At 48.9% G+C, this 26,356-nt stretch carries 25 protein-coding genes; 24 read left to right on the top strand and 1 reads right to left on the bottom strand.

The annotated features are described in order from the left end of the window. The first annotated feature begins 283 nt into the window (after positions 1 to 283). The 7 genes from secG to H503_RS0102945 all read left to right on the top strand — a co-directional run bounded on the left by secG (position 284) and on the right by H503_RS0102945 (position 6,170). The gene (gene secG, locus H503_RS0102975; protein ID WP_009014692.1) at positions 284 to 505 is read left to right on the top strand and encodes a preprotein translocase subunit SecG; all 222 of its coding nucleotides are present in this window, start codon (positions 284 to 286) and stop codon (positions 503 to 505) included. A gap of 95 nt (positions 506 to 600) precedes the next feature. Further along, complete coding sequence (locus H503_RS0102970) at positions 601 to 1,338, top strand: alpha/beta hydrolase (RefSeq protein ID WP_009014693.1); 738 nt, start codon at positions 601 to 603, stop codon at positions 1,336 to 1,338. Further along, on the top strand, positions 1,335 to 1,742 hold the full coding sequence (locus H503_RS0102965; RefSeq protein WP_009014694.1) for a PaaI family thioesterase: 408 nt from the start codon (positions 1,335 to 1,337) through the stop codon (positions 1,740 to 1,742). Before H503_RS0102970 ends, H503_RS0102965 begins: the two co-directional genes overlap by 4 nt. After that, positions 1,739 to 4,048, top strand: coding sequence for a ribonuclease R (rnr, locus tag H503_RS0102960; RefSeq protein ID WP_009014695.1), 2,310 nt, complete (start codon positions 1,739 to 1,741; stop codon positions 4,046 to 4,048). Before H503_RS0102965 ends, rnr begins: the two co-directional genes overlap by 4 nt. Then, on the top strand, positions 4,011 to 4,478 hold the full coding sequence (gene smpB / locus H503_RS0102955; RefSeq protein ID WP_009014696.1) for an SsrA-binding protein SmpB: 468 nt from the start codon (positions 4,011 to 4,013) through the stop codon (positions 4,476 to 4,478). Before rnr ends, smpB begins: the two co-directional genes overlap by 38 nt. Positions 4,479 to 4,617: 139 nt before the next feature. Continuing rightward, positions 4,618 to 4,998 (top strand): desulfoferrodoxin family protein, encoded by a 381-nt coding sequence (locus tag H503_RS0102950; RefSeq protein ID WP_009014697.1) that lies wholly within the window; start codon positions 4,618 to 4,620, stop codon positions 4,996 to 4,998. Between the two features lie 179 nt (positions 4,999 to 5,177). Beyond that, positions 5,178 to 6,170, top strand: a complete 993-nt coding sequence (locus tag H503_RS0102945; RefSeq protein ID WP_009014698.1) for a 2-hydroxyacid dehydrogenase — start codon at positions 5,178 to 5,180, stop codon at positions 6,168 to 6,170. Between the two features lie 211 nt (positions 6,171 to 6,381). Here H503_RS0102945 and H503_RS0102940 read toward each other — a convergent pair whose 3' ends face one another. Next, positions 6,382 to 7,290, bottom strand: coding sequence for a LysR family transcriptional regulator (locus tag H503_RS0102940; protein WP_009014699.1), 909 nt, complete (start codon positions 7,288 to 7,290; stop codon positions 6,382 to 6,384). Between the two features lie 302 nt (positions 7,291 to 7,592). Here H503_RS0102940 and H503_RS0102930 point away from each other — a divergent pair, with 302 nt between their 5' ends. The 17 genes from H503_RS0102930 (at position 7,593) to H503_RS0102850 (ending at position 26,355) form a co-directional block, all read left to right on the top strand. Further along, a complete protein-coding gene (locus H503_RS0102930) occupies positions 7,593 to 8,738 on the top strand; it encodes a 2-methylaconitate cis-trans isomerase PrpF family protein (RefSeq protein WP_014128490.1) in 1,146 nt (381 codons plus the stop codon). Between the two features lie 27 nt (positions 8,739 to 8,765). Continuing rightward, positions 8,766 to 10,031 (top strand): SLC13 family permease, encoded by a 1,266-nt coding sequence (locus H503_RS0102925; RefSeq protein WP_009014701.1) that lies wholly within the window; start codon positions 8,766 to 8,768, stop codon positions 10,029 to 10,031. A gap of 211 nt (positions 10,032 to 10,242) precedes the next feature. After that, positions 10,243 to 11,421 (top strand): isocitrate/isopropylmalate family dehydrogenase, encoded by a 1,179-nt coding sequence (locus H503_RS0102920; RefSeq protein WP_014128488.1) that lies wholly within the window; start codon positions 10,243 to 10,245, stop codon positions 11,419 to 11,421. 37 nt (positions 11,422 to 11,458) lie between these two features. Further along, positions 11,459 to 13,759 carry a hydratase gene (locus H503_RS0102915; RefSeq protein WP_009014703.1) on the top strand — a complete coding sequence of 767 codons (2,301 nt, stop codon included), beginning with the start codon at positions 11,459 to 11,461 and terminating at the stop codon, positions 13,757 to 13,759. 160 nt (positions 13,760 to 13,919) lie between these two features. Next, entirely contained in the window at positions 13,920 to 15,122 is a 1,203-nt protein-coding gene (locus H503_RS0102910) for a pyridoxal phosphate-dependent aminotransferase (RefSeq protein ID WP_016459512.1), read from the top strand. An 87-nt stretch (positions 15,123 to 15,209) separates the two neighbouring features. Beyond that, a complete protein-coding gene (gene alaS, locus H503_RS0102905) occupies positions 15,210 to 17,834 on the top strand; it encodes an alanine--tRNA ligase (protein WP_009014705.1) in 2,625 nt (874 codons plus the stop codon). A gap of 15 nt (positions 17,835 to 17,849) precedes the next feature. Beyond that, a complete protein-coding gene (locus H503_RS0102900) occupies positions 17,850 to 18,380 on the top strand; it encodes a TetR-like C-terminal domain-containing protein (RefSeq protein WP_009014706.1) in 531 nt (176 codons plus the stop codon). 75 nt (positions 18,381 to 18,455) lie between these two features. Continuing rightward, the gene (locus H503_RS0102895; protein WP_009014707.1) at positions 18,456 to 18,719 is read left to right on the top strand and encodes an IreB family regulatory phosphoprotein; all 264 of its coding nucleotides are present in this window, start codon (positions 18,456 to 18,458) and stop codon (positions 18,717 to 18,719) included. Beyond that, positions 18,716 to 19,132 (top strand): Holliday junction resolvase RuvX, encoded by a 417-nt coding sequence (gene ruvX / locus H503_RS0102890; RefSeq protein ID WP_009014708.1) that lies wholly within the window; start codon positions 18,716 to 18,718, stop codon positions 19,130 to 19,132. The genes H503_RS0102895 and ruvX overlap by 4 nt, the downstream gene beginning before the upstream one ends. Positions 19,133 to 19,136: 4 nt before the next feature. Next, positions 19,137 to 19,451 (top strand): DUF1292 domain-containing protein, encoded by a 315-nt coding sequence (locus H503_RS0102885; protein ID WP_009014709.1) that lies wholly within the window; start codon positions 19,137 to 19,139, stop codon positions 19,449 to 19,451. A 12-nt stretch (positions 19,452 to 19,463) separates the two neighbouring features. Further along, the gene (gene mltG, locus H503_RS0102880) at positions 19,464 to 20,480 is read left to right on the top strand and encodes an endolytic transglycosylase MltG (protein ID WP_021736673.1); all 1,017 of its coding nucleotides are present in this window, start codon (positions 19,464 to 19,466) and stop codon (positions 20,478 to 20,480) included. After that, complete coding sequence (locus tag H503_RS0102875) at positions 20,477 to 21,700, top strand: peptidase U32 family protein (RefSeq protein ID WP_009014711.1); 1,224 nt, start codon at positions 20,477 to 20,479, stop codon at positions 21,698 to 21,700. The genes mltG and H503_RS0102875 overlap by 4 nt, the downstream gene beginning before the upstream one ends. Positions 21,701 to 21,824: 124 nt before the next feature. Beyond that, positions 21,825 to 22,877, top strand: coding sequence for a M24 family metallopeptidase (locus tag H503_RS0102870; RefSeq protein WP_009014712.1), 1,053 nt, complete (start codon positions 21,825 to 21,827; stop codon positions 22,875 to 22,877). A gap of 32 nt (positions 22,878 to 22,909) precedes the next feature. Next, a complete protein-coding gene (gene efp, locus H503_RS0102865; RefSeq protein WP_009014713.1) occupies positions 22,910 to 23,467 on the top strand; it encodes an elongation factor P in 558 nt (185 codons plus the stop codon). A gap of 108 nt (positions 23,468 to 23,575) precedes the next feature. Beyond that, a complete protein-coding gene (locus H503_RS0102860; protein ID WP_016459513.1) occupies positions 23,576 to 24,187 on the top strand; it encodes a histidine phosphatase family protein in 612 nt (203 codons plus the stop codon). An 83-nt stretch (positions 24,188 to 24,270) separates the two neighbouring features. After that, entirely contained in the window at positions 24,271 to 25,161 is an 891-nt protein-coding gene (locus H503_RS0102855) for a DUF2156 domain-containing protein (RefSeq protein WP_306511538.1), read from the top strand. A gap of 12 nt (positions 25,162 to 25,173) precedes the next feature. Then, positions 25,174 to 26,355: a GNAT family N-acetyltransferase gene (locus H503_RS0102850; RefSeq protein WP_009014716.1), complete on the top strand. Its 1,182-nt coding sequence runs from the start codon at positions 25,174 to 25,176 to the stop codon at positions 26,353 to 26,355. Position 26,356 lies beyond the last annotated feature (1 nt).

Below are 26,356 nucleotides of genomic sequence, written 5' to 3'. Positions count from 1 at the left end.
GATTTACCCAAATCTTCCTATTTTTCTATCCGGGGAGTAATGTACCACCGTGATGATAATTTGTCAAATCATTTGCAATATAGTTAACTCAAATTATTTTTTCTTGAAAAAGGCCAATAAGATGCGGATACCCCTCGCAGAAGTGAAAAAATGGAAGAAAGTTTTTCAAAGAGGGACGGTAAAAATAAGGACTGGAATAAATTCGCTGGCACCTCGTCCTTACTTGCACTCGCTTTCAATCTATGCTAAAATACAAGAATCTAATGAGTGGAGGGAAATACCAGTGTTAACGGTTTTAATGGTTGTAGATATCGTCGTCAGTGTCATCCTGATTGCGTCCGTCCTGCTCCAGTCCGGTAAGAGCTCCGGTTTTGCTGGGCTTGGCGGCGGTGAGTCCATGTTCAGCGGCAAACCGACCGATATGGATGAGGCTCTGAGCCGCATTACGGTTGTCTTTGGCCTTATTTTTGCTGTCCTTAACATTGTAATTGCCCGCCTGCAGTGAGGGTGGGGGATGGCATTAATCAAATGGTGCAGTTATGGCATTGCCTTCATGAAGGGTAATGCTTTTTTTGTGTATAAAGTAAGGAGGAAACGGCTATGCTCCAAGGCGCTGAGCCTTATCGCTTTCCTGGAACCAATGATACAGCGGTTCTTCTCATTCACGGCTACACGGGTTCCCCGTCGGAGCTGCGTGAACTGGGGGAACGGCTGCATTATAAAGGCTATACCGTGCAGGGCCTTCTTTTAAATGGTCACGGTACGAACCCGGAAGACCTTGACGGCGTAACCTATGAAAAATGGACTCAATCCGTGAAATCCGCCGCCAGTGCCCTCAAGGAAACGTACGGCAAGGTTGTTTTGGTGGGGATGAGTATGGGAGGTCTTCTTGCCCTTGATTGCGCTTCGACTGTTCCCGTTGACGGGGTCATCGTCATTTCAACGCCCATCTATCTATTCGATTGGCGTTCCCATTTCCTTTGGCTTGCGGAAAAAGTGACGCGATCCATTCCCAAGCGCCCTCGTCATATCGACGCTCCGGCCCGCTATGATGTGGCCTATCACGAGATGCCCCTTTCCGGTGTCCGCGAATTCCTGCGTTTGCTGTCGACAGTCAAAAAGCGCACCCTTCCTCGCGTGACGGCTCCGCTTCTTATTATTCAAAGTGAAGCGGATCGAACCGTCCGCCCGCAAAGCGCACAGTACATCTATGAACATGCGGCATCTCCTCTAAAGCGGATCGAGATGCTCCCCCAAGGAAAGCATGTCCTGACCCTTTATAAGGAACGGGGACTTGTCTATCAAAAAATTGACCGTTTTCTGGAGGCCCTGCGATGAAGAATGTGAATGATACGAATCCTATGTGTTTTGGCTGTGGGAAGAACAATCCCATTGGCCTTCACATGCATTTTAAAGTGGATGAAAATGGCTGCTCGTCACACTTTACGCCCGAACCCTGTCATCAAAGCTATGACGGGCGGATGCACGGCGGACTCATTTCCACCTTGCTTGATGAAACCATGGGGAATTATCCCTATCTGTATGAACACCGCGTGGCCTATACGGCCCGACTGGAAGTCCGTTTCCGCTCGCCCGTCCTCATTGGTGAAACCATTGAGATTGTGACTAAGGTGAAGCGCCGTAAAGGCCTGCTCCTTGAGATGACGGGAGAGGTTATCCGCCCTGATGGAACTGTCGCGGCGGAAGCGGATGCCAAGATGATGTATGAAGGAGAAAGATGAGTAACGAAAAAATTCGGCAGGATGTCCTTACTTATATGGAATCCCATGCCACCCATCCTGTCAGCTATGATGACCTGGGCCGCGACCTGCGGTATAAAGGAAAAGGGCTGGGAGCCTTGTGGACGGAAATTGAACTAATGATCAAGGATGGGCTTCTTGTGAAGACCCGCTTCAATACCTTGGGCCTGCCGCGGGCCATGGGGCTTGTCACAGGGCGCCTGCAGGTCACGCAGAAAGGGTATGGGTTTGTTGTACCCCTTGAAAAGACGGAGGAAGGTGATCTTTTCATCCCCGCGATGCACTTATCCGGTGCGATGAACGAGGACCTTGTAATCGCACGGGTCAGTGACCATGGCTATGGGGGAAGGCGTGAGGGAAAGGTCATCCGTATTTTGGAGCGGGCCCATGAACGTTTTGTCGGGACTTTTACGCGCAGTGGGGATTTTGGCTTTGTTACCCCTGATAACCGCCATATTGGACAGGATATCTATGTGAGGCGCAAGGACTTCCTGAATGCCCGCAACGGGGACAAGGTTGTCGTCAAGATTACGGTCTGGCCCAACGGACGTCAAAAAGCAGAAGGAACCATTACGGAAATCCTTGGCAAAAAGGGCGATGTGGGCATTGATATCATCTCCATCATCAAGGATAAGGACCTGCCCCTTGATTTTCCCAAAGAAGTCAAGGAAGCCGCCCAGCTTGTCCCGCAAGTCATCCCTAAAAAGGATCTTAAAGGGCGTCTTGACCGGCGCAAATGGCCAATCATCACCGTCGATGGCGTTGATTCCAAGGACCTTGACGATGCCATTTATGCCGAAAAACGGGGCGAGGATTACTTCCTTGGCGTCTATATTGCCGATGTCAGTCACTATGTGCGGCCCCGCGGTGAACTTGATCGGGAGGCCTATGCCCGAGGCACCAGCGTCTACTTGGTTGACCGCGTCCTTCCCATGCTGCCGCCCCTTTTGTCAAATGGCATCTGCAGCCTCAATGAAGGGGAAGAACGTCTTACCATGAGCTGTGAAATGGTTATTTCCGGTAAGACAGGGAAGGTCCTTTCCTATGATATTGCGCCCAGCGTGATTGCCTCCCGGCATCGCATGAACTATCCTGATGTGGCAAAAATCCTCACGGACCGTGACACGGCCCTGCGGGAAAAATACAGCGATATTGTGCCTATGTTGGAAACCATGGAGGAACTTTGCACGATCCTCCATAAAAAACGGGTGAGACGGGGTGCGATTGAGTTCGAGATTCCTGAAGTGAAGGTTATTCTGGATGAGAAAAAACGGCCCATCGACGTTCATCTGCGGCACAGAACCATTGCGGAAATGATGATCGAGGAATTTATGCTCGCTGCCAACGAAACCGTAGCCGCCCATATGACTAAGCATCATTATCCCTTTATTTACCGTGTCCACGACGTGCCTGATGAGGACCGGATGCAGAGCCTTTCAAAGATCATGGCCCAGTTTGGGACCGTTCTCAAGATTGAGGGCAAGATGCGGCCTAAAGTTCTTCAAATGGCCCTGCGCAAGGTGAAGGGAAAACCCGAAGAAGGCATGATTTCCACCCTCGCCCTGCGGAGCATGAAGCAGGCTGTGTACCAAACGGAAAATGTGGGCCACTTTGGCCTTGCTGCCAAGGACTACACGCATTTTACCTCTCCCATCCGGCGCTATCCAGATCTGTTGGTCCATCGTCTCCTCAAGGAGCAGCGGACGGGGCAGAAACTTTCCAAGAAGGAAAAGGAAAACTTGAACGATAAGCTTTCCCTCATGGCAAGCCATGCCTCGACACGGGAACGCCTTGCCATTGAGGCAGAACGGGAAACGGATGAACTCAAGATGACGGAGTATATGCTGCCCTATGTAGGACAGGAATTTGATGGAACGATTTCCGGCGTCACAAGCTTTGGCATGTTTGTCCAGCTCGAAAACGGTATTGAAGGCCTTGTCCATATCTCGAGTCTCCTTGACGATTATTATCGTTATGATGAGGAACATTTTGCCCTTGTCGGGGAGCATGGCGGAAAGAGCTACCGCCTTGGCAGCCCTGTAAGGATCAAGGTCTTCCATGTCAGTGTGGAAGAACGCAAGATTGATTTTATCCTTCCCGAATTCGAAACTTTTGTCACAGCTCGAAAGGAAACCGTTCCGTCAGATAAGAAAAGGACGCCTAAAAAACAGACCGTAAAGAAAGGCGGCCGCAATAAACTGGCCTCACAGACCCAAAAAAGAGGCGGTACACGTCAGAAGGGAAGTCAGCATGGAAAAAACAAACGTCAAAATCATCGCAGAAAATAGAAAAGCCCGCCATGACTACGCCATTCATGAAACCTTTGAAACAGGCGTCGTGCTTACCGGCACAGAAGTCAAGTCCCTCCGTGCTGGTAAGGCCAACCTGAAGGACAGTTATGCTGCCATTACCAAATCGGGGGAACTATATTTATACAACCTTCACATCAGTGAATATGACCATGGCAATATCTTCAACCATGAGCCGCGGCGTGACCGCAAGCTGCTCATGCATAAACGGGAAATTGCAAAACTCATAGGTAAGACCAAGGAAAAAGGCTTTACCTTGGTTCCTCTGACCCTTTATTTTTCCCATGGCCTTGTGAAAGTAAAACTGGCCCTTGCAACTGGTAAAAAACTTTATGACAAGCGGCGCGATATGGCGGACCGGTCGGCCAAACGAGAAATTGACCGGGCCCTCAAGTCTCGTAATCGCTAAGGGATACGGAAACATAATTTTCACAACTTTTTTCGTACAGGAGCCCTTTGATATGATATACTTGAAGTAGGACAACGATTGTCCAAACATTCAAGGAGGCCACGTATTTTGTGCGTGAAAATCAAAGGAGGACGAGAAAATGGAACAAAAATTCTACAGATGCAGTCATTGTGGTAAAATCATCGCTGTTGTAAAGGAAACGGGTGTCCCTGTCATTTGCTGCGGCGAAAAGATGCAGGAAATCGTTCCGAATACCGTTGATGCAGCCCAAGAAAAACACGTTCCCGTCATTGAAGTCAAGGAAAACCTCGTGACGGTCAAGGTTGGTTCCGTTACCCATCCCATGCTTGATGAACACTATATCGAATGGATTTCCCTGGAAACCAAGGAAGGCAATCAGAGAAAGGAACTGAAACCAGGGGCTGATCCTGTCGCGGTTTTTGCACTGGCTCCCAGTGATGATGTCGTTGCTGCTTATGCTTACTGCAACCTGCATGGACTTTGGAAAGCTGAAAAATAATGAAAGAGGGGGGGCGCATGCGGCGTCCCTCTTTATTTTTAGGCCTTTATGAAAATTAAAGTGTATACAAAATACAAAATATATAGGAAAATACAGATTTTTATGTTAGAATAGGGGAGACGGGTGTGGTGCTGTGCATCACCCCAAACAAAGGGCTACTTTAATTAGGAGGTATTGTCATGAAGGTTTTGTGTTATGGCGTCAGAGACGTTGAAGAACCGATTTTTGAGAGCAGCAATAAGGCTTTTGGGTATGACATCAAATGTGTCCCCGATTACCTGAATACTCCGGAAACGGCTGAAATGGCAAAAGGTTTTGATGCTGTTATCCTGCGTGGTAACTGCTTTGCCAACAAACAGAATCTCGATATCTACAAGAAACTCGGTGTTCAGTATGTACTGACCAGAACGGTTGGTAAGGACCATATCGATATTCCCTATGCCAAGGAACTGGGCTTCAAGATGGCATTTGTTCCCGGTTATTCTCCGAACGCCATTGCCGAACTGGCTGTTACCCATGCCATGATGCTCCTGAGACATCTGGCATACACGACGAGCGAAGCTCACAAAGGCAACTTCGTTGTTGATAAGCATATGTTCTCCAAGGAAATCCGCAACTGCACCGTTGGCGTAATCGGCCTTGGCCGTATCGGCCGCGTCTGCGCCCAGATCTTCCACGGTATGGGTGCCAAAGTTGTCGGTCAGGATGTCTTCCAGATCAAAGGCATCGATGACTATGCTACGCAGGTTGAAATGGACGAACTGCTGAAAGTGTCCGACGTCATCTCCCTGCACTGCCCGTACATCAAAGAAAACGGCAAGGTGGTTACCCGTGAATTCATCAGCAAGATGAAAGACGGCGCCATCCTTGTTAACGCTGCCCGCGGCCAGCTCGTTGACACGGAAGCTGTCATCGAAGCCATAGAAAGCGGTAAGCTCGGTGGTTTTGCTGCTGATACGCTGGACGGCGAAGCCGATCTGTTCGGTAAGGACTTTGAAGGCGGTAAGGCCCCGAATGCTATATTCCAAAAACTCATCGACCTGTACCCGAAAGTCCTGCTTTCCCCGCATCTGGGTTCCTTCACTGACGAAGCTGTCAAGAACATGGTTGAAACGACCTATGAAAACCTGAAGGAATACATGGAAACGGGCGACTGCAAGAACAAGATCTAAGCGATACGACCCGAAACTCCCTGCTGCGATGGCGGCAGGGAGTTTTATATTTATGAGCCGCTCCTTCCTGTAACTTAATCAAATGCCCCTTGCCAATCACGTGGCTGGGGGCATTTGATTGTTATTTTCGTTATAAGACCAACCGTTGTGAGAAAAGAGATTTGACAGGCAGTGTTGTTTCTATGTGGGCGTTTTGGATGCGTGAGACGTATCAGGTGAACTCCTTGACCACCTTGATGTATTCCTTGGCGTGGAAAGGGAGGTAGGAATTTTTTCGATACGTTGCTACAAAATCAACGGTTGTCTTAGGAGATCCGATTGAAAACAAGGCTAATTGGTCGCGGTTGGGAATATACTTCAAATGGGTTTCCGTAATGAAGGTAAAGCCGTAATTCCGTGCTGCCAGCTCGGCTTCTGCTTGGATATTGCTTGTTTCAAGGATAATGTGGGGTTCAATGTGGCGTTTATGAAAGATCCTATCCACAATCAGCCGTGTGTGCTGCGTCCGGTTTTGAAGGATGAAATCTTGGTCTTTTAGGAAATGAAGGTCCATATAAGGATATTTACAGCCCGGCCGTTTCCTTCCATAGCGCGTAAAGGGATGCTGGGCACTCATGACAAGCACCAGTTCTTCATGACTGATGACGGTGTAGGCGAGAGCGGGATTGGCCTCTACAAAATTGAAAAAAGCCAGGTCAATGTCCCCTTCAATAATCATTTGGATGAGGGATTCGGAATTTGCTTCGTGAAGGTCAATCCTTACATTGGGATACTTATCATGAAAAATAGGCAGCGTGCAGGGAAGCATATACGTACCCCGCATTGCGGGGAAGCCAATCTTTAAATAGCCTTCATTGTTTTTTATGATATCGCCCATCTGCTGATCGAGTTCTTTTTTGAGGGCCAGGATTTCCTTGGCTTTTTTTATGTACTGTTCACCGGCATAGGTTGGGATATATTTATTACCCAATCTCTCAAACAAAGGAAGTCCAAGTTCTCCTTCAAGGCCTTTTAAGAACTTGGAGAGGGTGGGCTGGCTAAGGTAGAGGGATTCTGCCGCCCGCGTGATATTTTGCTGGCGCGCAATGGCCAGAAGATAGGTCAGATCTCGAAAATCCATTGGCTGTACTCCTTTCTTCCAGATTGTAAATCATCTTTAACCAATTATAACCCAAACTATTCATAAAAACCATGATTATTATTTTTTTTATGAACGTATGACATGAACCGAAGCACCATCTATACCATTAGTCCACTGGAAAAAAGCATGGCAAAGCGGCACTTTTTCATGCTCCCACCAATAAAACCATTCGCTTTTACCATGTTAAAAATAATTTTTATGAATTTAAATTATGAGGTTTTTCTTGTTATGATGTTTTCAGAAAATAACGATGACTGTTACCTATCTAATAAGGAGGGTTCATGATGACAACAAAGATCAAACTTCCTGTCACGTTGATGCGTGGGGGAACGAGTAAAGGAGCTTATCTATTAAGAAAGGATATGCCGCCTGAAAGGAAGGATTGGGACAGCGTCCTTTTGAAACTCATGGGAAGCCCTGACCGCAAACAGATCGACGGACTTGGCGGTTCCCAGTCCGTAACCAGCAAGGTCGCTATTATCGAAAAATCCAGTCGCTCTGATGCCGATGTGGATTACACCTTTGCCCAAGTATCTGTGGATAAGCCCGTCGTCAGTTATGGAGGAAACTGCGGTAATATATCATCCGGTGTCGGTCCCTTTGCGATTGAAGAAGGTCTCGTCCCAGCTGTCGGAGAAGAAACAACCGTCAGGATCTTTAATACGAATACCCGGAAAATCATTGTTGAAACGGTCAATACAGCAGATGGCCAGGTGTGTTATGACGGAGACTATACTATTGCTGGCGTGCCCGGTACGGCCGCTCCCATCAAGCTTAGATTCCTTGATCCCAGCGGTACCCTTGGTAAAGGCATCCTGCCAACGGGAAATGGGGTGGATGAACTTGAGATCCCCGATTTTGGCCGCCTGCCCGTTTCCATTGTCGACGCAGCAAATCCCTTGGTTTTTGTAACAGCTGATTCCATAAAGATGAATGGAACGGAACAGCCGGAAGAAATCAATAAAGACGAAGCCCTGCTCCGACTCTTGGAATGTATCCGAGGAAAGGCAGCTGTCCTATTGGGGCTGACCGATCATTGGGAAAAGGCTGCTTGGGAAACACCGGGAATTCCGAAGATGACCATTGTTGCACCACCGACTTTTTACACGACGGCTCAGGGCACAGAAATCAAGGCATCCGAGATTGACCTTTTGGGACGCATGATGAGCATGCAAAAGGCCCATCCCAGTTATGCCATGACAGGCGCGATGTGTACGGCAGCTGCCGCCGCAATTCCAGGGACCCTTGTCCATAGCATTCTTTCCCCCTGCGGTAAGCTTCCTGAAATCAGGATTGGTCATGGTTCCGGCACGCTTGTTTGCGGCGTTGAAACCGAAAAGGGCCAGTCGATTCCTTTCATTAAAGAAACGTATGGGTATCGAACGGCCCGTCTATTGATGAAAGGCGTAGCCCCTATTTCCTACTGAATCCACTGCTCGTAAGGAGGCATCATGATGGATCTATCCCTGATTTCATTGATTGTTCTTGCCGTTGTCGTTGCCATTGGGTTTATCAAAAAAGTCAATATAGGCTTCTTTTCCATTGGCGCCGCTTTTCTGCTCGGTTCCTATGGACAGATGAGTGCCAAGCAGATTGCTGCAGGTTTTTCAAGTTCCATGTTTGTGACCTTGGTTGGGGTTACCTTTCTGTTTGGGATGGCCTCTGCCAATGGGACGCTCAATCTTTTTTCCAAGAAGGTCGTCGCTCTTGTAGGGAAGCGGACCTACTTGATTCCCATCTTGATGTTTGTGCTTTCTGCTTTCATTTCAGCCATTGGTCCTGGACATATTGCTGCTGGAATCTTGATGACGACCTTTGCCGTCTATCTTGCCTTCGAACTCAAGATCAATCCCATGGCAACGGCCCTTTATGCAAAACTGGGAGCCAATGCGGGCTGTGCCTCTGTTCTTTCCTTGACAGGCATCCTTGCCAAGAATCTTTCTGAGCCGCTGGGTTACCAAGGCTTTGGGACGCATCTCTTCCTATCTACGTTACTGTCCGGCTTTGTCTTTACGCTTGTTGTCTATATCGGCTACAAGGGGTGGCGCGTCAACTCGGAAAATCCACTGAAGCTCTCTGAAATTCCCGCCTTTAATCGCAATCAGAAAATTACGATGGCTTCGATTGTGGCTATGGTTATTTTTTGTATTGGTTTTAAGTTTGATACGGGACTTTTTGCCTTTGCGGCAGCTTCTGTCCTGATCATACTGCATTGTGCCGATGAAAAAACGGCTATTCGTCAAATTCCCTGGGGCACTTTGATGATGATCTGCGGTGTGGGCGTCCTTGTGAATGTCCTGACAAAGCTTGGTGGAATAAAGCTGGTATCTGACTTTCTTGCTAGCCATATGACGGCCCAGACGGCGGTACCCATCATTGCCGCATCAAGCGGGATTCTATCCTGGGTCAGCTCTACGACGGGTGTTGTCATGCCGACGCTGTTTCCAATCGCTGACGAGATTGCTCGGACGTTTGCCGGACAGACAAACTATGTAGAACTTATCTCTGCCATTACGGCGACCAGTTTTGCTGCAGCCATCAGCCCATTATCGACGGGCGGTGCCATCATCATGTCAAGTTATTCTGCTTCCAAACCAACGACGACAGAGGAAATGAACACTATGTTCAAGACGCTTTTTCTCTTATCCGTGGCAAATGTGAGTATCAATGTTGTGATGGCGGCGTTTCATGTATTCTTCCTCGGCGGTCTGTTCCTTTAAATAAGGGAAAGATTTGTAAATTATATATAAAATTAAAAATATCAATTAGAAATTCTGATGGATATGAATCGCAAATCCGAATTGGTAAAATACATAGAAAATTTCGTATAATCCTTATGGGAGGATAAGTATTGGCCTTATTGCTTGGGATTTCCTACAATGGAACCAAAAGGCCGCGTGGCCGTTATGGAACCAAAAAGGAGAGACCAGCATGAACCGTGAAGAAATGATTGAACGCGCTAAGCAAGCTTTTGGGAAACTCATTGAAGAGGATCTTGACCGCATCGAAGGGATTAGGAAAGCGCCGCCCCGTAAGGATTTTCTCCATTTATCCCACGTAAAGGTGGGCATTATGCCCGGCGACGGCATTGGTCCCTATATCATGAAAGCAGCCCTTTTGGTGGCACGGAAATTGCTGAAAAAGGAAATCGCAGATCAACGCGTGGAATTTGTTCCAATTAAAGGAATGACCATTGAGGAACGGGCCCGTCAGAATAAGAGTCTGCCGCCTGCCGTTCTTGAGGCCTGCAAGGCCTGTGACATCCTTGTAAAGGGACCTTTCGTGACTCCCCGTGCGGGCGACAGGTGGCCCAATCTCCTGAGTGCCAACAGTTTGCTGCGCCGCCAGCTGCAGCTTTATGCAGCGGTCCGTCCCATTCGAATTCCTGAAAAGGGCATAGATTGGACCTTTTTCAGAGAAAATATTGAAGGCGAATACATTTGGGGCAACAAAGGGATTTGCGTCGGCGATGACCTTGCCATTGACTTCAAGATCCTTTCCAAGCCAGGAGCCGAACGGCTGTTCCGAAATGCATTTGAGTACGCTAAAAGTAGTGGGAAGACCAACATTACGGTGGCAACAAAAGCCAATATTGTCAAACTCGTCGACGGAAATTTCCTGAAGGTGGCCCATGCTATGGAAAAAGAATATCCCGGCATCCATGTGCGGGAAGAACTGATTGATTCCCTGTCTGCTAAATTGATGGACCCGGAATTCAATGCTGGTATGCAGGTCTTTGTGCTGCCCAACCTATACGGCGACATCCTCACTGATATTGCTGCCGAATACCAAGGAGGCCTTGGAACGGCCAGCTCTTCCAATATTGGCGATCAGTATGCCATGTTTGAAGCCATCCATGGGGTGGGGGTCTATCTTGTTGAGCACAATCGTGCCCAGTATGCCGATCCTTCCAGCCTGATTCGGGCGATGGGGGAAATGATGGCATTCATTGGTTACCCTGAAAAACGGGACCGTCTTTTTAAAGCCCTTGATTTTTGTACCAAAGTGGAACGCAAGGCCGTCATTACGACGGATAAAGACGGGGCGACAGCAGAAGAATTTGCTGAATATGTTGTAGAAACCCTCCATAAGATGGAGGTGCAAGAATAACCCAAAAGAGCCAGGTAACAAAGAGAGGAGAGTTATCATGATCAAGTTGTTTGATAAGGGTGCCTATTTGCTGAATGGTACGGAACTTGTTCCGGAAGAACAGGCAGGGACGCTGAAAAGCCGTCTTGGCCGCGAAGTAACAGCAGAAGAAGCCAAAAAAGGCACGATTGCCTATGGTATCTTGAAGGAACACAATAAAAGCGCGAATATGGAGCAGCTGAACATCAAATTTGATGCCCTGACGAGCCACGATATTACCTATGTTGGCATTATCCAAACCGCCCGCGCTTCTGGTATGGACCATTTTCCCATGCCTTATATCCTCACGTGCTGTCACAATTCCCTCTGTGCTGTCGGTGGGACTATCAATGAAGATGACCACATGTTTGGTCTTTCGGCAGCCAAGAAATATGGCGGTATCTTCGTCCCTCCCCATTTCGCGGTCATCCATCAGTATATGCGAGAAATGTACGCTGGTTGCGGCAAGATGATCCTTGGCAGTGACAGTCATACCCGTTATGGTGCTCTCGGGACCATTGCAGTTGGTGAAGGCGGCGGGGAGCTTGATAAACAGATCTTGGGGGATACCTGGGATAACCCTTATCCCGGTGTTGTCGCCATCTACTTGACGGGGAAACCGGCTCCTTGGGTTGGACCGCATGATATTGCCCTTGCTATTTGCCGTGCCGTCTATGAAAAGGGCTATGTGAAAAATAAGATCATGGAATTTGTCGGACCGGGCGTTTCTTCCATGACAACGGACTATCGCAATGGTGTTGACGTCATGACGACGGAAACGACGTGCCTGTCTTCCATTTGGAGAACAGACAGCGATACGAAGGACTTTCTCAAGGAACACGGCCGCGAAAGTGATTATAAGGAACTGAATCCTGCAGATGTGGCATACTATGATGGCTGCGTCTATGTTGATCTTTCTACCATCAAGCCGATGATTGCCCTTCCATTCCATCCGTCGAATGCTTACGAAATTGATGAACTGAATGCCAATCTGATGGATATCCTTCGTGAGACGGAAAAAAAGGCCGAAAAAGTAGCCCAAGGCCGTGCCCAATATACCTTGACCGATAAAGTCAAGGACGGAAAGTTCATGGTCCAGCAGGGCGTCATTGGCGGCTGCGCCGGCGGTAACTACACAAACGTTGTAGAAGCGGCCAACCTTCTGCGTGGCAAGAGCATCGGTGCTGGGGAATTTACCCTCAATATCTATCCTTCGTCCATGCCGGTCTATATGGACCTTGCCAAAAAAGGATTCCTCACGGACCTCATGGCGTCCGGTGCCGTAATCAAGACGGCTTTCTGCGGGCCTTGCTTTGGCGCAGGCGACACGCCAAACAACAATGGGTTTTCCATCCGTCACAATACGCGCAACTTCCCGAACCGGGAAGGGAGCAAGCCCGGTCAGGGGCAGATGTCGGCAGTGGCCCTCATGGATTCCCGCAGCATTGCCGCAACAGCTGCAAATGGCGGCGCCCTGACAAGTGCGGAAACCTTTGCCGACACTTTTGGACATGTGCCTAGTTACCACTTCGATGACAGTGCCTACAAGGCCCGTGTCTACGAAGGTTTTGGTAAGGCGGAACCGAAAGAAAAACTTTATGAGGGACCGAATATCAAAGCTTGGCCTGAACTGCCCGCTTTAGGGGACAATATTCTCCTGCGCGTCTGTTCCAAGATTGAAGACCCTGTAACGACGACGGATGAACTTATTCCTTCCGGGGAAACATCCTCCTATCGTTCCAATCCATTGGGGCTTGCCGAATTTACCCTGTCGCGCCGTGATCCGCAGTATGTGGGGCGGACCAAAGCGGTCAAGGAACTGGAACTTGCCCGTGAAAAAGGCGAAGACCTCCTGCAAAAGGATGCCGATGTGGCAGCTGCTTTTACCGCCATCCACACCATTTCTGGCAGTGAAGATGTTACTCTTACCAATACGGAAATCGGTTCTGTCATTTACGCCAATAAACCGGGTGATGGCAGTGCTCGTGAACAGGCAGCCAGCTGTCAGCGCGTCATCGGCGGCCTTGCCAACATCACTCGTGAATATGCGACCAAACGGTATCGCAGCAACGTCATCAACTGGGGGATGCTGCCCTTTCATTTGAAAGATGAGACGATTGCCTTTGATGTCAACGATTTCATTTTTGTTCCTTCCATCAAGAAAATCCTCGCAGGGTCCATGGATGAGATTCCCGCCTATGTCCTGAAAGATGGCATGGCAAAAGCCATTACCCTTTATATCCTGCCCCTTAACGAGGAAGAAAAGGAAATCATCAAAGCCGGCTGCCTCATTAATTTCAATCGCAGCAAAAGAAAATAACAACCTCACTAAAAGAGCCTTCCCTCAGGGAGGGCTTTTTTAGACACTAGCAGTCTGCCTGTCGAATTGCTACTGGCATGGGTTGTGGAAGCGTGCTAAAATACAACTAAGTGCATCCAATTCACGGACTGCCTTTGATGCAGAAAGTAGGGATAACCTGATGGTCAATGAAAAAATGTATGAACTTGGATCGAAAAAATCGACGATCCGTGAAATCTTTGAGTATGGAAGGAAAAGGGCACAGGAGGTCGGAGAGGAAAATATCTACGATTTCAGCTTGGGAAATCCGAACGTACCGGCTCCCTCTTACATCAAGGAGGCTGTCCTTGATATCTTTGATACCGTGCCGACCCAAAAGATCCACAGCTATACGGTGGCTCCGGGTAATCCAGAGGTCCGGGAGATCCTTGCAAAGGATATCAACCGTCGTTTTGGCACGCATTTTACAAAGGACAATCTGTTCATGACCGCTGGCGCGGCGGCTTCCATTTCCATTACCTTCAAGGCCCTTGCCGAACCTGGCGATGAATTTGTCATTGTTGCCCCGTTTTTCCCGGAATACCGGCCTTTTGTTGAGGCAACCGGGGCCCGTCTCGTGGTTGTTCCCGCTCAGGTTGAAGATTTCCAAATCAATATGGACCTTTTTGAAAGGGCCCTGACACGCCATACTAAAGGGGTCATTGTCAATTCCCCCAATAATCCGAGCGGGGCCATCTACTCGGAGGAAACCATCCGAGCCCTTAGCGCGCTTTTACTGCGCAAGGAAAAGGAATACGGTCATCCCATTTATATCATCTCCGATGAACCTTATCGGGAAATTGCCTACCATGGCTATGAAGTGCCTTATATTCCACTATATTATAAGGATACCATCGTCTGCTACTCCTATAGTAAATCATTCTCCCTTCCAGGGGAGCGAATTGGCTATATCGTTATTCCCAGTGAAGTGACAGGCTTTGAAAAAGTATATCCTGCAATTTGCGGAGCGGCTCGGGTCCTCACCCATGTCAATGCTCCCAGCCTCTGGCAGCTTGTCGTGGCCCGCTGTGCAGGCAAACCAACGGATGCGGAACCGTATCGCATCAACGGGGAACTGCTTTATCAGGGTCTTATTGGTGTCGGTTTTACCTGTCTACGTCCGCAGGGGGCTTTTTATCTTTTCCCGAAGTGCCTGGAAGAAGATGATCATGCCTTCTGTAAACGGGCCATGAAGTATGATCTGCTCTTAGTACCGGGAACAGATTTTGGCGTGCCAGGCTATTTCCGTGCGTCATACTGCATCAATCGGGATACCATTAAACGGTCCCTGCCGCTTTTTAGGAAATTGGCCGAGGAATATGGCGTCAAACCGGGCGGTGTTTGACACGTATCTGTAAATTTTATATACTTAAGGAATGCCTCATCGGCATGTTAAGCTTGCAAAACGAACTGAACCGAGGGAGATACTTGCATGAAATATTTAACTGGTAATGAAATCCGTCAAAAATATTTGGATTTTTTCAAGGCACACGGTCATTTGGTTCTTCCCAGTGCCTCGCTCATTCCGCATGATGATCCGACCCTGCTGCTGATTGGGGCTGGAATGGCACCGTTCAAACCGTTTTTTACAGGGAAGATGAAACCGCCTTCTCCGCGCATTACGACCTGCCAAAAATGTGTTCGTACGGACGATATTGAAAACGTCGGCCGCACAGCTCGTCACCATACTTATTTTGAAATGCTGGGCAACTTCTCTTTTGGCGATTATTTCAAAAAGGAAGTCATTCCCTGGGCTTGGGAATTTTTGACCAAAGAGTTGGAATTGCCTGCGGATAAGCTTTGGATCACCATTTATCCCAAAGATGACGAAGCCTATCATATCTGGCACGATGTCGTAGGCGTCCCTGATGAACGTATTGTTCGTCTGGAAGATAACTTCTGGCAAATCGGCAGCGGTCCCTGCGGTCCGGACTCGGAAATCCATATCGACCTTGGCGCCGATAAAGGCTGTGGGGAACCAACCTGTGGTCCTGGCTGTGACTGCGGTCGATTCCTTGAATTGTGGAATCTTGTCTTTACTCAGTTCAACCAGAACGCTGACGGGACCTACACGCCGCTCAAACATAAGAATATCGATACCGGTGCCGGCCTTGAACGCCTTGCTTCCGTTATCCAAGGCAAGCCGTCAAACTTTGAGACCGATCTTATTTTCCCCATCATCGAACTTGCTTGCGAACTCTCCCATAAGAAATATAATGCAGATGCCAAAACCGATATTTCGCTTAAGGTTGTTGCTGATCATGCTCGCAGCTTGACCTTCATGATTGGGGACGGAATCCTTCCTTCCAATGAAGGAAGAGGCTATGTCCTGCGCCGCGTTTTGCGCCGTGCCATCCGTCATGGACGTCTCCTTGGCATTCGGGGCAAGTTCCTTGCCGCCCTTGCCGATAAGGTCATTTCCATGTATGGTGAGCATTACACGGAGCTCGTGGAAAAGAAGGAATTCATTGACAAGGTCATCGATATGGAGGAAACAAGCTTCCTCCAGACCCTTTCCCAGGGTACGGATCTGCTGAATGAAAAGATTGCCGCCATGAAAAAAGAAAACAAGACGGTCCTTAGCGGTGACGATGCCTTTAAACTTTATGATACCTTTGGTTTTCCTTGGGAAGTGACGGATGAAATCCTTCAGGAACAGGGCATGACCATGGATAAGGAAGGGTTCGACAAGGCCATGGCATCCCAGAAGGAGCGGGCCCGTAAGGCTCGCAACGATAAGGAAGGCCGCCCTGTTATGTATGATACGCGAAGCCTTCATTTGGAAGGACTCACGGTGGATGAAGCTTCTAAGGAAGGCGTGGTCGCCGCCCTGTATCAAGAAGGTGAAACCACGCCAATCAAAGAAGGCCATACAGGGGACAGCCTTGCGATCATCCTGACCAATACTGCCTTCCACGCCGAAGGGGGCGGGCAGCTTGGTGATACGGGCCGCCTGATTTCTGACGCGGGAATCTTTGATGTGGAAAATACAAAGAAACTCCCTGATGGCACGACTATCCACCTAGGAACGGTAGAATCGGGTGCTTTCTCGGTGGGTCAAGCGGTCACCTTTGAAGTCAACCTTGACCGCAAGGCTGACATTGCCCGCAATCATACGGCAACCCACCTTCTGCATGCTGCCCTCAAGAAAGTCCTGGGCGGTCATGTAAACCAAGCCGGCAGTTATGTTGGACCGGACCGGCTCCGGTTTGACTTCTCTCATTTTTCGCCGCTTACGGCTGAGGAAGTAAGCCGTGTGGAAGACCTTGTGAATGAAGCTATCCTTGATGCGGTCGACGTCCAGATTTCCGAAGAGGATATTGATAAGGCCAAGGAAATGGGGGCTATGGCACTTTTTGGTGAAAAATACGGCAAGATTGTCCGCGTCGTCAATGTGCCAGGTCACAGCATGGAACTTTGCGGCGGCGTCCATGTCTCCAATACGTCCCGCATTGGTCTTTTCAAGATCCTTGGCGAATCAAGCGTCGGTGCTGGGCTGCGCCGTATCGAAGCGGTTACAGGACATGGAGCACTTCTTTACACCCGGGAACTAGAAGCCCTCCTCGAGGACGCTTCCCAGAAGGTGAAGGGTCGTCCCAACACCCTACTGAGCCGGATCGAAGCGCTTCAGGATGAACTGAAAGCAGAAAAGCATCACGCGGCTGAACTTGAACAAAAACTGGTTGCCGCTGCCGCGCAGTCCGCCGGAGATAAAGTAAAGGATGTCAAGGGGATTCCTGTCCTCATTGATGAAGTAAAGGTCGATGATGTATCGGCCCTTCGCAGCATGGGAGACCAGCTCCGTGACAAGACGGGCGGCATTGTTGTCCTCTTTGCAGCTATGGCACCGCAGAAGGTGAACATTCTGACCATGGCATCCAAAGAAGCCGTTGCGAAAGGGGCCCACGCCGGCAAGATTGTCAAAGCCGCTGCCCAGGTCTTGGGCGGTAACGGCGGCGGCCGTCCCGATATGGCCCAAGCTGGCGGCAAGAACAGTGGAAAGATTGCCGAGGCCATGGCGGAAACCCTGAAAGTTATTGAAAATATGATTCAATAAAGAAGGTGTCGTTACATGGATGCTAAAAGACGGATGGGAGAGGCCATGGGTCGGCTCCTTACGAAGAAACCGCTAAAATGCATCAGTGTTGAAGAGCTTGTTCGGGAATCCGGTGTCACTCGGGACGCATATGATAGGACCTTTGCGTCTATGACGGAACTGGCCCATTATGAGTTTCTTCATATTCTTGCCGTCCATGGCCGCGATATCCTGGGCAGCAAAAGTTGGTCCGAAGCTCTTTATAAGAAATTCCTTATGTATAAAAAATATGAGGGATTCTTCCGCCATCTGTATGAGAGTGATGATAATGAGCACTTTCGCCGGACCAACCGGCGCTTTGTCCGTGATGCCTATACCATGATGCTGAGGCACTATGGGGTGGACGTCCACGACCCCCATATTCAGTTTGCCGTGGAAATGGTTGTTTATGGCGGGGAAGAAATGACCATGCGCTGGATGATGGATGGAATGAAGGTTCCTATTGAGGTCATGTTGGTCCTCTTCCAGGAATCGATTCCTGTTTCCATCAGTCAGTATTTTTACTAATGGCCGAGATACTTTATGCTGTGCAGCTCGTTTCGGAAGCGGGCTGCTTGTTTTTCCCAAAAGGAGGGACTGTTCATGTCACGTACGACTCAAGAAACCACGATGTTTAAACCCGTTTCCAAGACGGAAACGGTTTCCCGGACCATCCACGAAGTCGTGGAAGCCCTCCAGGAAAAAGGTTATAATCCCATTGACCAATTGGCTGGCTACCTCTTGAGTGGGGACCCAGCCTATGTGACGAGCTATAAGGATGCCCGTCTGAAGATCCGCCAATTCAATCGCTATGAACTCATTGAAGCCCTTCTTCAATCCTATTTGAAGGAATTGCCCCAAAAATGAGGATCATGGGTCTTGACCTCGGAACACGCACCATCGGTGTCGCTGTAAGCGATGAGATGGGACTGATTGCGCGCGGCATCGAAACCATTCGGCGCAGCGGAACCAAGAATGATTTGGCACGCCTTCATGAATTGGTCCAAAAGGAAGAAGTGGGGGCTTTTGTCCTGGGCTACCCCAAAAATATGAATGGAACCATTGGTGAGCGCGGAAAAGCGAGTGAGGCTTTTTCCAAATTGCTGCAAACCGAATTCCCCGATGCAAAGATTACCCTTTGGGATGAACGGCTTTCCACGGTGGCGGCGGAAAAGGTTCTTATCGATGCAGATCTGACACGTAAAAAACGCAAGAAAGTCATTGATATGATGGCGGCCGTCGTCATCTTACAAAATTATCTGGACAGCCTAAGGAGGTAATGCCATGACAAAAGATCAAGATATGCTCCAAACCGAAGATCAAGAGGCTTTGGTTGTTGTTACTGACGATAAGGGGAATAAGACCTACTATGCAGAAGAAATGGTCATCCCTATTGATAACAAGAGTTTTGCCCTTCTTGTCCGTGAACCTATGGATGAAGAGGAAGCAGAAGCCTTGGAAGAAGATGACGCGGTCATGATTGCCCGCATTGAGTTCGATACTGACGGCGAACCTGTCTATGTGGATCCGACGGATGAAGAATTTGAGGCCGTTAAAAAGGCCTATGAAGAAATCACCCAGGAGATGGATGAAGAGTAAGGAGCAAAGGACATGGCCAAAAAGCTTGTATGTGTCCTTCTGGTTCTTTTGGCAGCCTTTAGTGGCGCTGTCTACTGGTACCTCCACGGATTCAACAGCAATGCTAACCTTGCAACAGGGGCATTGGTCCATTTTACCATCAAGGATGGCATGACAACACGGGATATAGCTGCTTTGCTTCATGAGGAGAAGGCCGTACGCAGTCCGGAATTGTTTCTCCTGACGGCAAAGCTGACCCATAAGGAAAGTATGCTGAAAGCGGGAAATTATGAAATCACGGCAGGCATGAGTGATGCCGAAATCATTGACATCATTGCGTCGGGAAAGACGCGCTACAACAAGTTTACTGTGCCTGAAGCTTCGAGCATCCCTCAGATTGCGGCCAAACTGGAAAAAGAAAAGTTGGGTTCGGCCGAAGCTTTCCAACAAGCGGCCATTGATTATGCACCGTATCCTTATATGGAGACGCCCAATCCCCATGTAATCTATAAGGCGGAAGGCTTTGCCTATCCGGCTACATATGATTTGCCGGAAGGCGCCACGGAAAAGGAAATCCTTGCCACCATGGTCAAGGAATTTAACCGTCGTCTGGATGAGGAGCTAAAGAATCAGATCAAAGCAAGCGGCATGAGTATTCGTGATGTGGTGAACCTTGCTGCCATGGTGGAAAAGGAAGCCGTTCATGAAGATGAGATGCCTCTTATTGCTGGTGTATTTCTGAACCGCCTTCATAAGAATATGCCCATCCAATCCGATACGACCATCCAATATCTTTTAGGGCATCAAAAGGGTGACCTTCGCTATGATGACCTTAAAGTGGATTCTCCGTATAATACGTACTTGTATCCTGGGCTTCCGCCAGGACCGATTGCAAGTCCCAGCGAGCAGGCAATCAAAGCTGTCCTCAATCCCCAAAAATCGGATTACCTCTATTTTGTAGCAGATAAGGATGGCTATCATCGTTTTACCAAGACCTATGAGGAACATAAGGCGATGATCCGAGCCATCCATGGAGATGTAGACATATGAATCAAATTGAACTTCTTGCACCTGCCGGAAGCCTCGATAAGTGTAAAATGGCGCTCCGCTATGGTGCCGATGCAGTCTATTTAGGCGGCAAGGCTTTCGGACTGAGGGCTTTTGCCGCAAATTTTTCAATGGAAGAAATCAGGGAGGCCTGCACGTTTGCCCATAACTTGGATAAAAAAGTCTATGTGACTGTGAACGTTGTTCCTCATAATGGTGATCTTCCCCAGCTTCCCTCGTATCTAAAGGACCTAGAGGACGCCGGTGTGGATGCGCTCCTTGTTTCTGATCTCGGGGTATGGATGATGGCCCGAAAAATCGTACCGAATCTGGCCCTTCATGTCAGTACCCAGGCTAACGTGACAAACTATGAGGCCGCCAAGGCTTGGGAGGCGCTCGGTGCTGAACGGGTGGTCCTTGCGAGGGAACTGTCCCTTGGGGAGATTTCCGAAATCGTGCGGAACATCCATGCAGAGGTTGAGGTCTTTGTCCATGGTGCAATGTGTATTTCCTATTCAGGCCGCTGCCTTTTGAGCAACTACTTTACGGGTCGGGACAGCAACCGAGGCGCTTGTGCACAAGTCTGCCGCTGGGAGTTTTCCTTAAAAGAGAAAAACCGTCCTGATGAAGCCTTTGATATTGCCGAAGATGAGCAAGGCACGTACATCATGAATTCAAAGGACCTTTGTCTCTTGGATCATCTGCCGGACCTCATCAAAAGCGGCGTAAAAAGTCTCAAAATTGAAGGTCGCATGAAGAGTGTCCATTATGTCGCAACAGTGGTGAGCGTTTATCGCAAGGCCATTGATGCCTATCTGAGGGATCCGGAACACTTTTCCGTGCTGCCTGAATGGCAGGAAGAACTGCTCAAAATTTCCCATCGTCCCTATACGACGGGCTTTTTTGAACACAGACCGGAAGCAGACGGTCAGGTCTATACAACAAGTTCCTATGAACAGACAGCGGATTTTGTAGGCCTTGTGAACGACTACGACGCTGCTTCGGGGCGGGTGACGCTGGAGCAGCGAAACAATGTGAAGGAAGGGGAAACCCTTGAAATCTTGACGCCTGGGGGAACGGTCTTTCCCTGGACCTTGTCGGACATGGAGGATGAAACGGGCACGCCCATTGCTGCCGCACCTCATGCACAGATGATCTTTACGGCCGTTGGGGACGCCCGCATGGAACCCTATTCCCTCGTAAGGCGCCTCAAAAAAGCCTAGAAAAAGGTTTTTCTATAAAATTCCGTATGATTTTGTACACTTTCCCTAAAATTTTCCCGTTTCAATATAGGCAAATTGCAGGGAATATGCTAATATAGTAGGGTACTTTTGTGGGAGGTCGCTTATGAAACCATTACCTACGCTCAGAACCTTCCTCCAAGAGGAAGGCGTACAGGGAATCTTCATCAAGGGGGATTCATCCATTCGCTATTTCACGGGCTTTACGGGCGGAGAAAGTCTTCTTTATGTAGACGCTTTACGGGCCGTTCTTATTACGGACTCGCGCTACATCCTGCAGGCGCAGCAGCAGGCTCCTGAATGTGAAATCCTGGAACACCAGCATGGCCTTTTTTCCGTCGTGGATCAGGTAAGACCAGCATGGCGTTTGGCCCTTGATGGTGACTATTTTTCCTATACGGAAGCCACGGCCTTGCAAAAGGCCCTTCCTAAAGCAAGTTTCAAGAATGTGAATCTCGTCTTTTTGAGGGCAGTCAAATCCCCAGAGGAACAGCGTAAAATGTTCAAAGCTGCCGCCATTGCTGACGACGCTTTTCATGAACTCATTCCCCATATCAAAGTGGGGCGGAGGGAATCTGAACTTGCTGCAGAACTTGAGTATAATATGCGAAAAAGAGGGGCCCAGAAAACCTCTTTTGATACGATTGTTGCTTCCGGCGTGCGCAGCGCCCTGCCTCATGGAGTGGCCTCAAATAAGGTCATTGAGGAAGGTGACTTCGTCACTTTTGATTTTGGTTGCATCTATGACGGTTACTGCAGTGATATGACTCGCACGGTCGTCATGGGAAAAGCGGCTCCTTGGCAAAAGGAAATCTACGAGATTGTCCTTGCCGCCAATGAACTGGGGGAAGAAGTCCTGTTCCCTGGCAAGACGGGCATTGAAGTGGATCAGGCCGTTCGTGATTTTATCGCGTCCAAGGGGTATGGTGCCTACTTCGGTCATGGACTGGGTCATGGTGTGGGTCTTGATATCCACGAAAAGCCGAACCTCAATAAAGGCAATCCGGATCCGATTCCTGTGGGTGCCATTGTAACGGTGGAACCGGGCATCTATTTGCCGGGCAAGGGCGGTGTCCGCATTGAAGATACCGTCATTGTAACGGAATGGGGTTGTGAGCGGCTGACGCTGGTTGAAAAGGAACTTATGGAAATCCTATAAGCTTAACAAGAAAATTTTTGGAGGGTGTTTCAATGATTTCTACGAACGATTTTAAAACAGGTGTAACAGTTGAAATTGACGGCGATGCTTGGCAGGTAGTTGAATTCCAGCACGTCAAACCGGGGAAAGGGGCAGCCTTTGTCCGTGCCAAGATGCGCAACCTCTGTACGGGTGCTGTTGTTGAACGTACGTTCAACGCCGCTGAACGTCTCCCGAATGCTGAGGTCGTTCGCCGTGAAATGCAGTACCTCTATGAAAATGATGGCATGTATGTCTTCATGGACAATGAAACCTACGAACAGATTGAGCTTAACAAAGATCAACTGGGCAGCGCTATGAATTTCCTGAAGGAAAATATGAACGTCAAGATTTCTTCTTTTGATAACCGGATCCTCGGGGTCGAACTGCCGAATACGGTTGAACTGACCGTTGTTGAAACGGAACCGGGCATCAAAGGGGATACCGCTACGGGCGGCAACAAGAATGCAACCATGGACACGGGCTATGTGGTAAAAGTCCCTCTGTTCATCAACGAAGGCGATGTGCTTCGTATCGATACCCGTACGGGCGAATACATCGAAAGAGCATAAGGGACTTCCTGCCCAAGGCAGGATTTTCCAATCGAAAACGAGCCTCGGAAATAGGCTCGTTTTTCTATATGACGGCAACCAGCCCTTTTGTACAGAAAGGAAAGCGACATGAAAACCATTTACCTCGTCCGTCATGGACGAACAAGGTCCAATGAAGAAGGCCGTTTCCAGGGCTGGGAGGACCATCCGCTCAGTCCAGTTGGACAGGAGCAGGCCCTTTCCCTAAAAAAACGAGCCCGTGACCTTATGGTTACGGCCCTTTATACATCCGATCTTATGAGGACCAAGGAAACAGCTCGGCCTCTTGCTGAGGAAAAACAACTTGTCCCACAGGCCCTTGCTGCATTCCGGGAAATTTCCTTTGGGGAGTGGGAAGGCTGCCGGATCAGAGACTTAAGAAAAACGGACTCGAAGCGCCTGCAGACGCTCTGGCTGACACCGACTCAAGTGACACTCTCCGGTGCTGAAGACCTTCAAGAGGCCCAGGCACGGGGAATGAAAGGACTTAATGAAGTCAAGGATGCCATGGAAGATGGCACGGCAGTGATGGTCGTAAGCCATGGCGGGATGATTCGCCTGTTATTATGCTGCATTCTTCAAGCCCCTATTGACTGCATGTGGCACTTGACATTGGATAATACAAGTGTGACCAAACTGACCTATGATGATTTGATGGGGTATCGCTTAATTTACCTGAATCAAATGGGATCCTTGACCTAAGTCGGAGGCACTCTCCTTTTGCGGTCATTTTCCCCTCTTGATGATATCTGGTATAATGGTATCATCCAAAAAAGTTAGGAGAGATTTTTATTTTAGAATTTAAACATGTCGATATATCGGATAAACCTATTTTTGATGACTACTATAATGAAGCGGATTATCGCGGCTCAGAATGCTGCTTTGGATCGACCTTCATTTGGCGTGGCTGCTATGACACATTCTGGGCAATCAGCCATGGTGCCCTTATTCTCAAGGTCACCGTTAATGGGGTTACCTTCGTCCTGCCTCCTTTCGGCGGCAAGGATGAGGATATGCCCCTTATCGTGAACGCACTGAAAGAATATTTTGGCGGGCCTTTTGAATTTCATGGAATTTATGAATCAACGATGGAACGATTCAAACGAACCATGCCGGAAATTACGGAGTACACAGAGGACCGGGATAACTGGGATTACGTCTATGACCGGGAGAAACTTGCGACCTTATCGGGACGAAAGTATCACAGCAAGAAGAACCATTACAATGCATTCATCAAGGAACACCCCGATTACGTCTATGAAGAAATCAATGCGGCAAACAAAGATGAATGTATTGCCTTTGGCAAGGCGTGGTGTGCCCAGCGGGCTGAGACCGATCCAACGATCAAATGCGAAGCCTGCGCCATTGAAGAAGGACTGAATAATATGGAATTCCTGAAGATCCGTGGCGGCCTCATCCGTTTGGATGGTCAGGTAAAAGCCTTTACCTTTGGGGAAAAGGTCAGTGAACACACGGCTGTTGTCCATGTCGAAAAAGCAGATCCCAATGTCCGCGGACTTTTTACAGCCATCAATAAGGACTTTGTCCAAAATGCCTGGCCAGATGTGCAGTTTATCAACCGAGAAGAGGATATGGGTAAGGAAGGACTTCGAAAAGCCAAGGAATCCTATAACCCCATCTTCATGGTCAAGAAATACAATACAATCATTCGTTAAGGGAGGTGGAGCATGGATTTTCGTCTCATCAATGAAAAGACGCTGCCCCAAGTGGCGGCGCTCTGGGATGAATGTTTCGAAAAAAAAGGGACCCCATTTTACGAATGGTATTTTTCCGAGTATGCATTGAAGCAGAATAAGATGTTAGGCGGTTTTGAGGATCATCGGCTGATGACAATGGTGCACCTGAACCCCTACACGATCCATGTAAGGAACAAGGATTTCCGCGTGCCTTATTTGGTTGGCGTCGCCACAGCTCCAGAAGCCCGAGGACGCCACGTAATGGGCGAACTCATGGATAAGACGTTTACCATGCTGCGGGCCATGAAGGTTCCCTTTGTCGTCCTGATGCCAATCCATGCCGGGATTTACCTGCCTTATGGCTTTAGTTTTACGGCCCTTCGCACCCAGTATGAATTGCCCCTGCGGGAGATTGACCTTGTAGGCGAGAGCCTTACGGGGTATACTTTTCATAGGATTTCTACCAAAGAGGCCGAGGCGCTGCTGGCGCCGGTTTATGATGACGCCATGGCGGCTTATACAGGATATGTCAAAAGAAACCACCAGGAGTGGGAAAATCTTCTTGGGTCAGGATCCCGGGAAGGCCTCGAAACTGTTGTGCTCAAAAACGGAGAAAAAACCTGTGGTTATGCCCTCTATCAGAAAGGGGAAGGAATCATAACCATCCAGGAACTGATGGCGCTTGCCCCGGCTGCCAAGCTGGAGCTTCTGCGTTATTTCAAGGGATTTTACGGAACCTTTGAGAAGCTTTCCTATCTTGGTCCCTGTGATGACCTGCTGTACCTGAGGCTCTCCAGTCAGCAGCTGGCGCCCCGGATGGTCCCTTTTATGATGGGAAGGATTGTGAACGCGGCCCAGGTCCTGCAAAGTCTTTCCGTTCCGGATTGCCTTGTAGGTAGGGAACTCGTCATTGGAATCCGGGACGAGCAGGTGCCCCTCAATACGATGCTCGTGAAGATGCATTTTGATGAAAAAGGGATAACCCTTTTCAATACGCTTGATGATCCAACGGTTCTCATGGATATTTCCAGTCTGACCCAGCTCTTTTTCGGGACGTACGGGGCCCGGGAGCTGAAAGACGCGGGCTTTATCCACGTGGAAGAAGAATCATCCCTGTGGACGCTTGAAACGTTGTTCCCCAAAAAAGTAAACTTTATCAATGAATATTTTTAAG

Origin of the sequence: Acidaminococcus intestini DSM 21505, from assembly GCF_000425045.1 — a bacterium.
GTDB lineage: Bacteria > Bacillota > Negativicutes > Acidaminococcales > Acidaminococcaceae > Acidaminococcus > Acidaminococcus intestini.
This window is presented reverse-complemented; position numbering and strand designations above follow the sequence as displayed.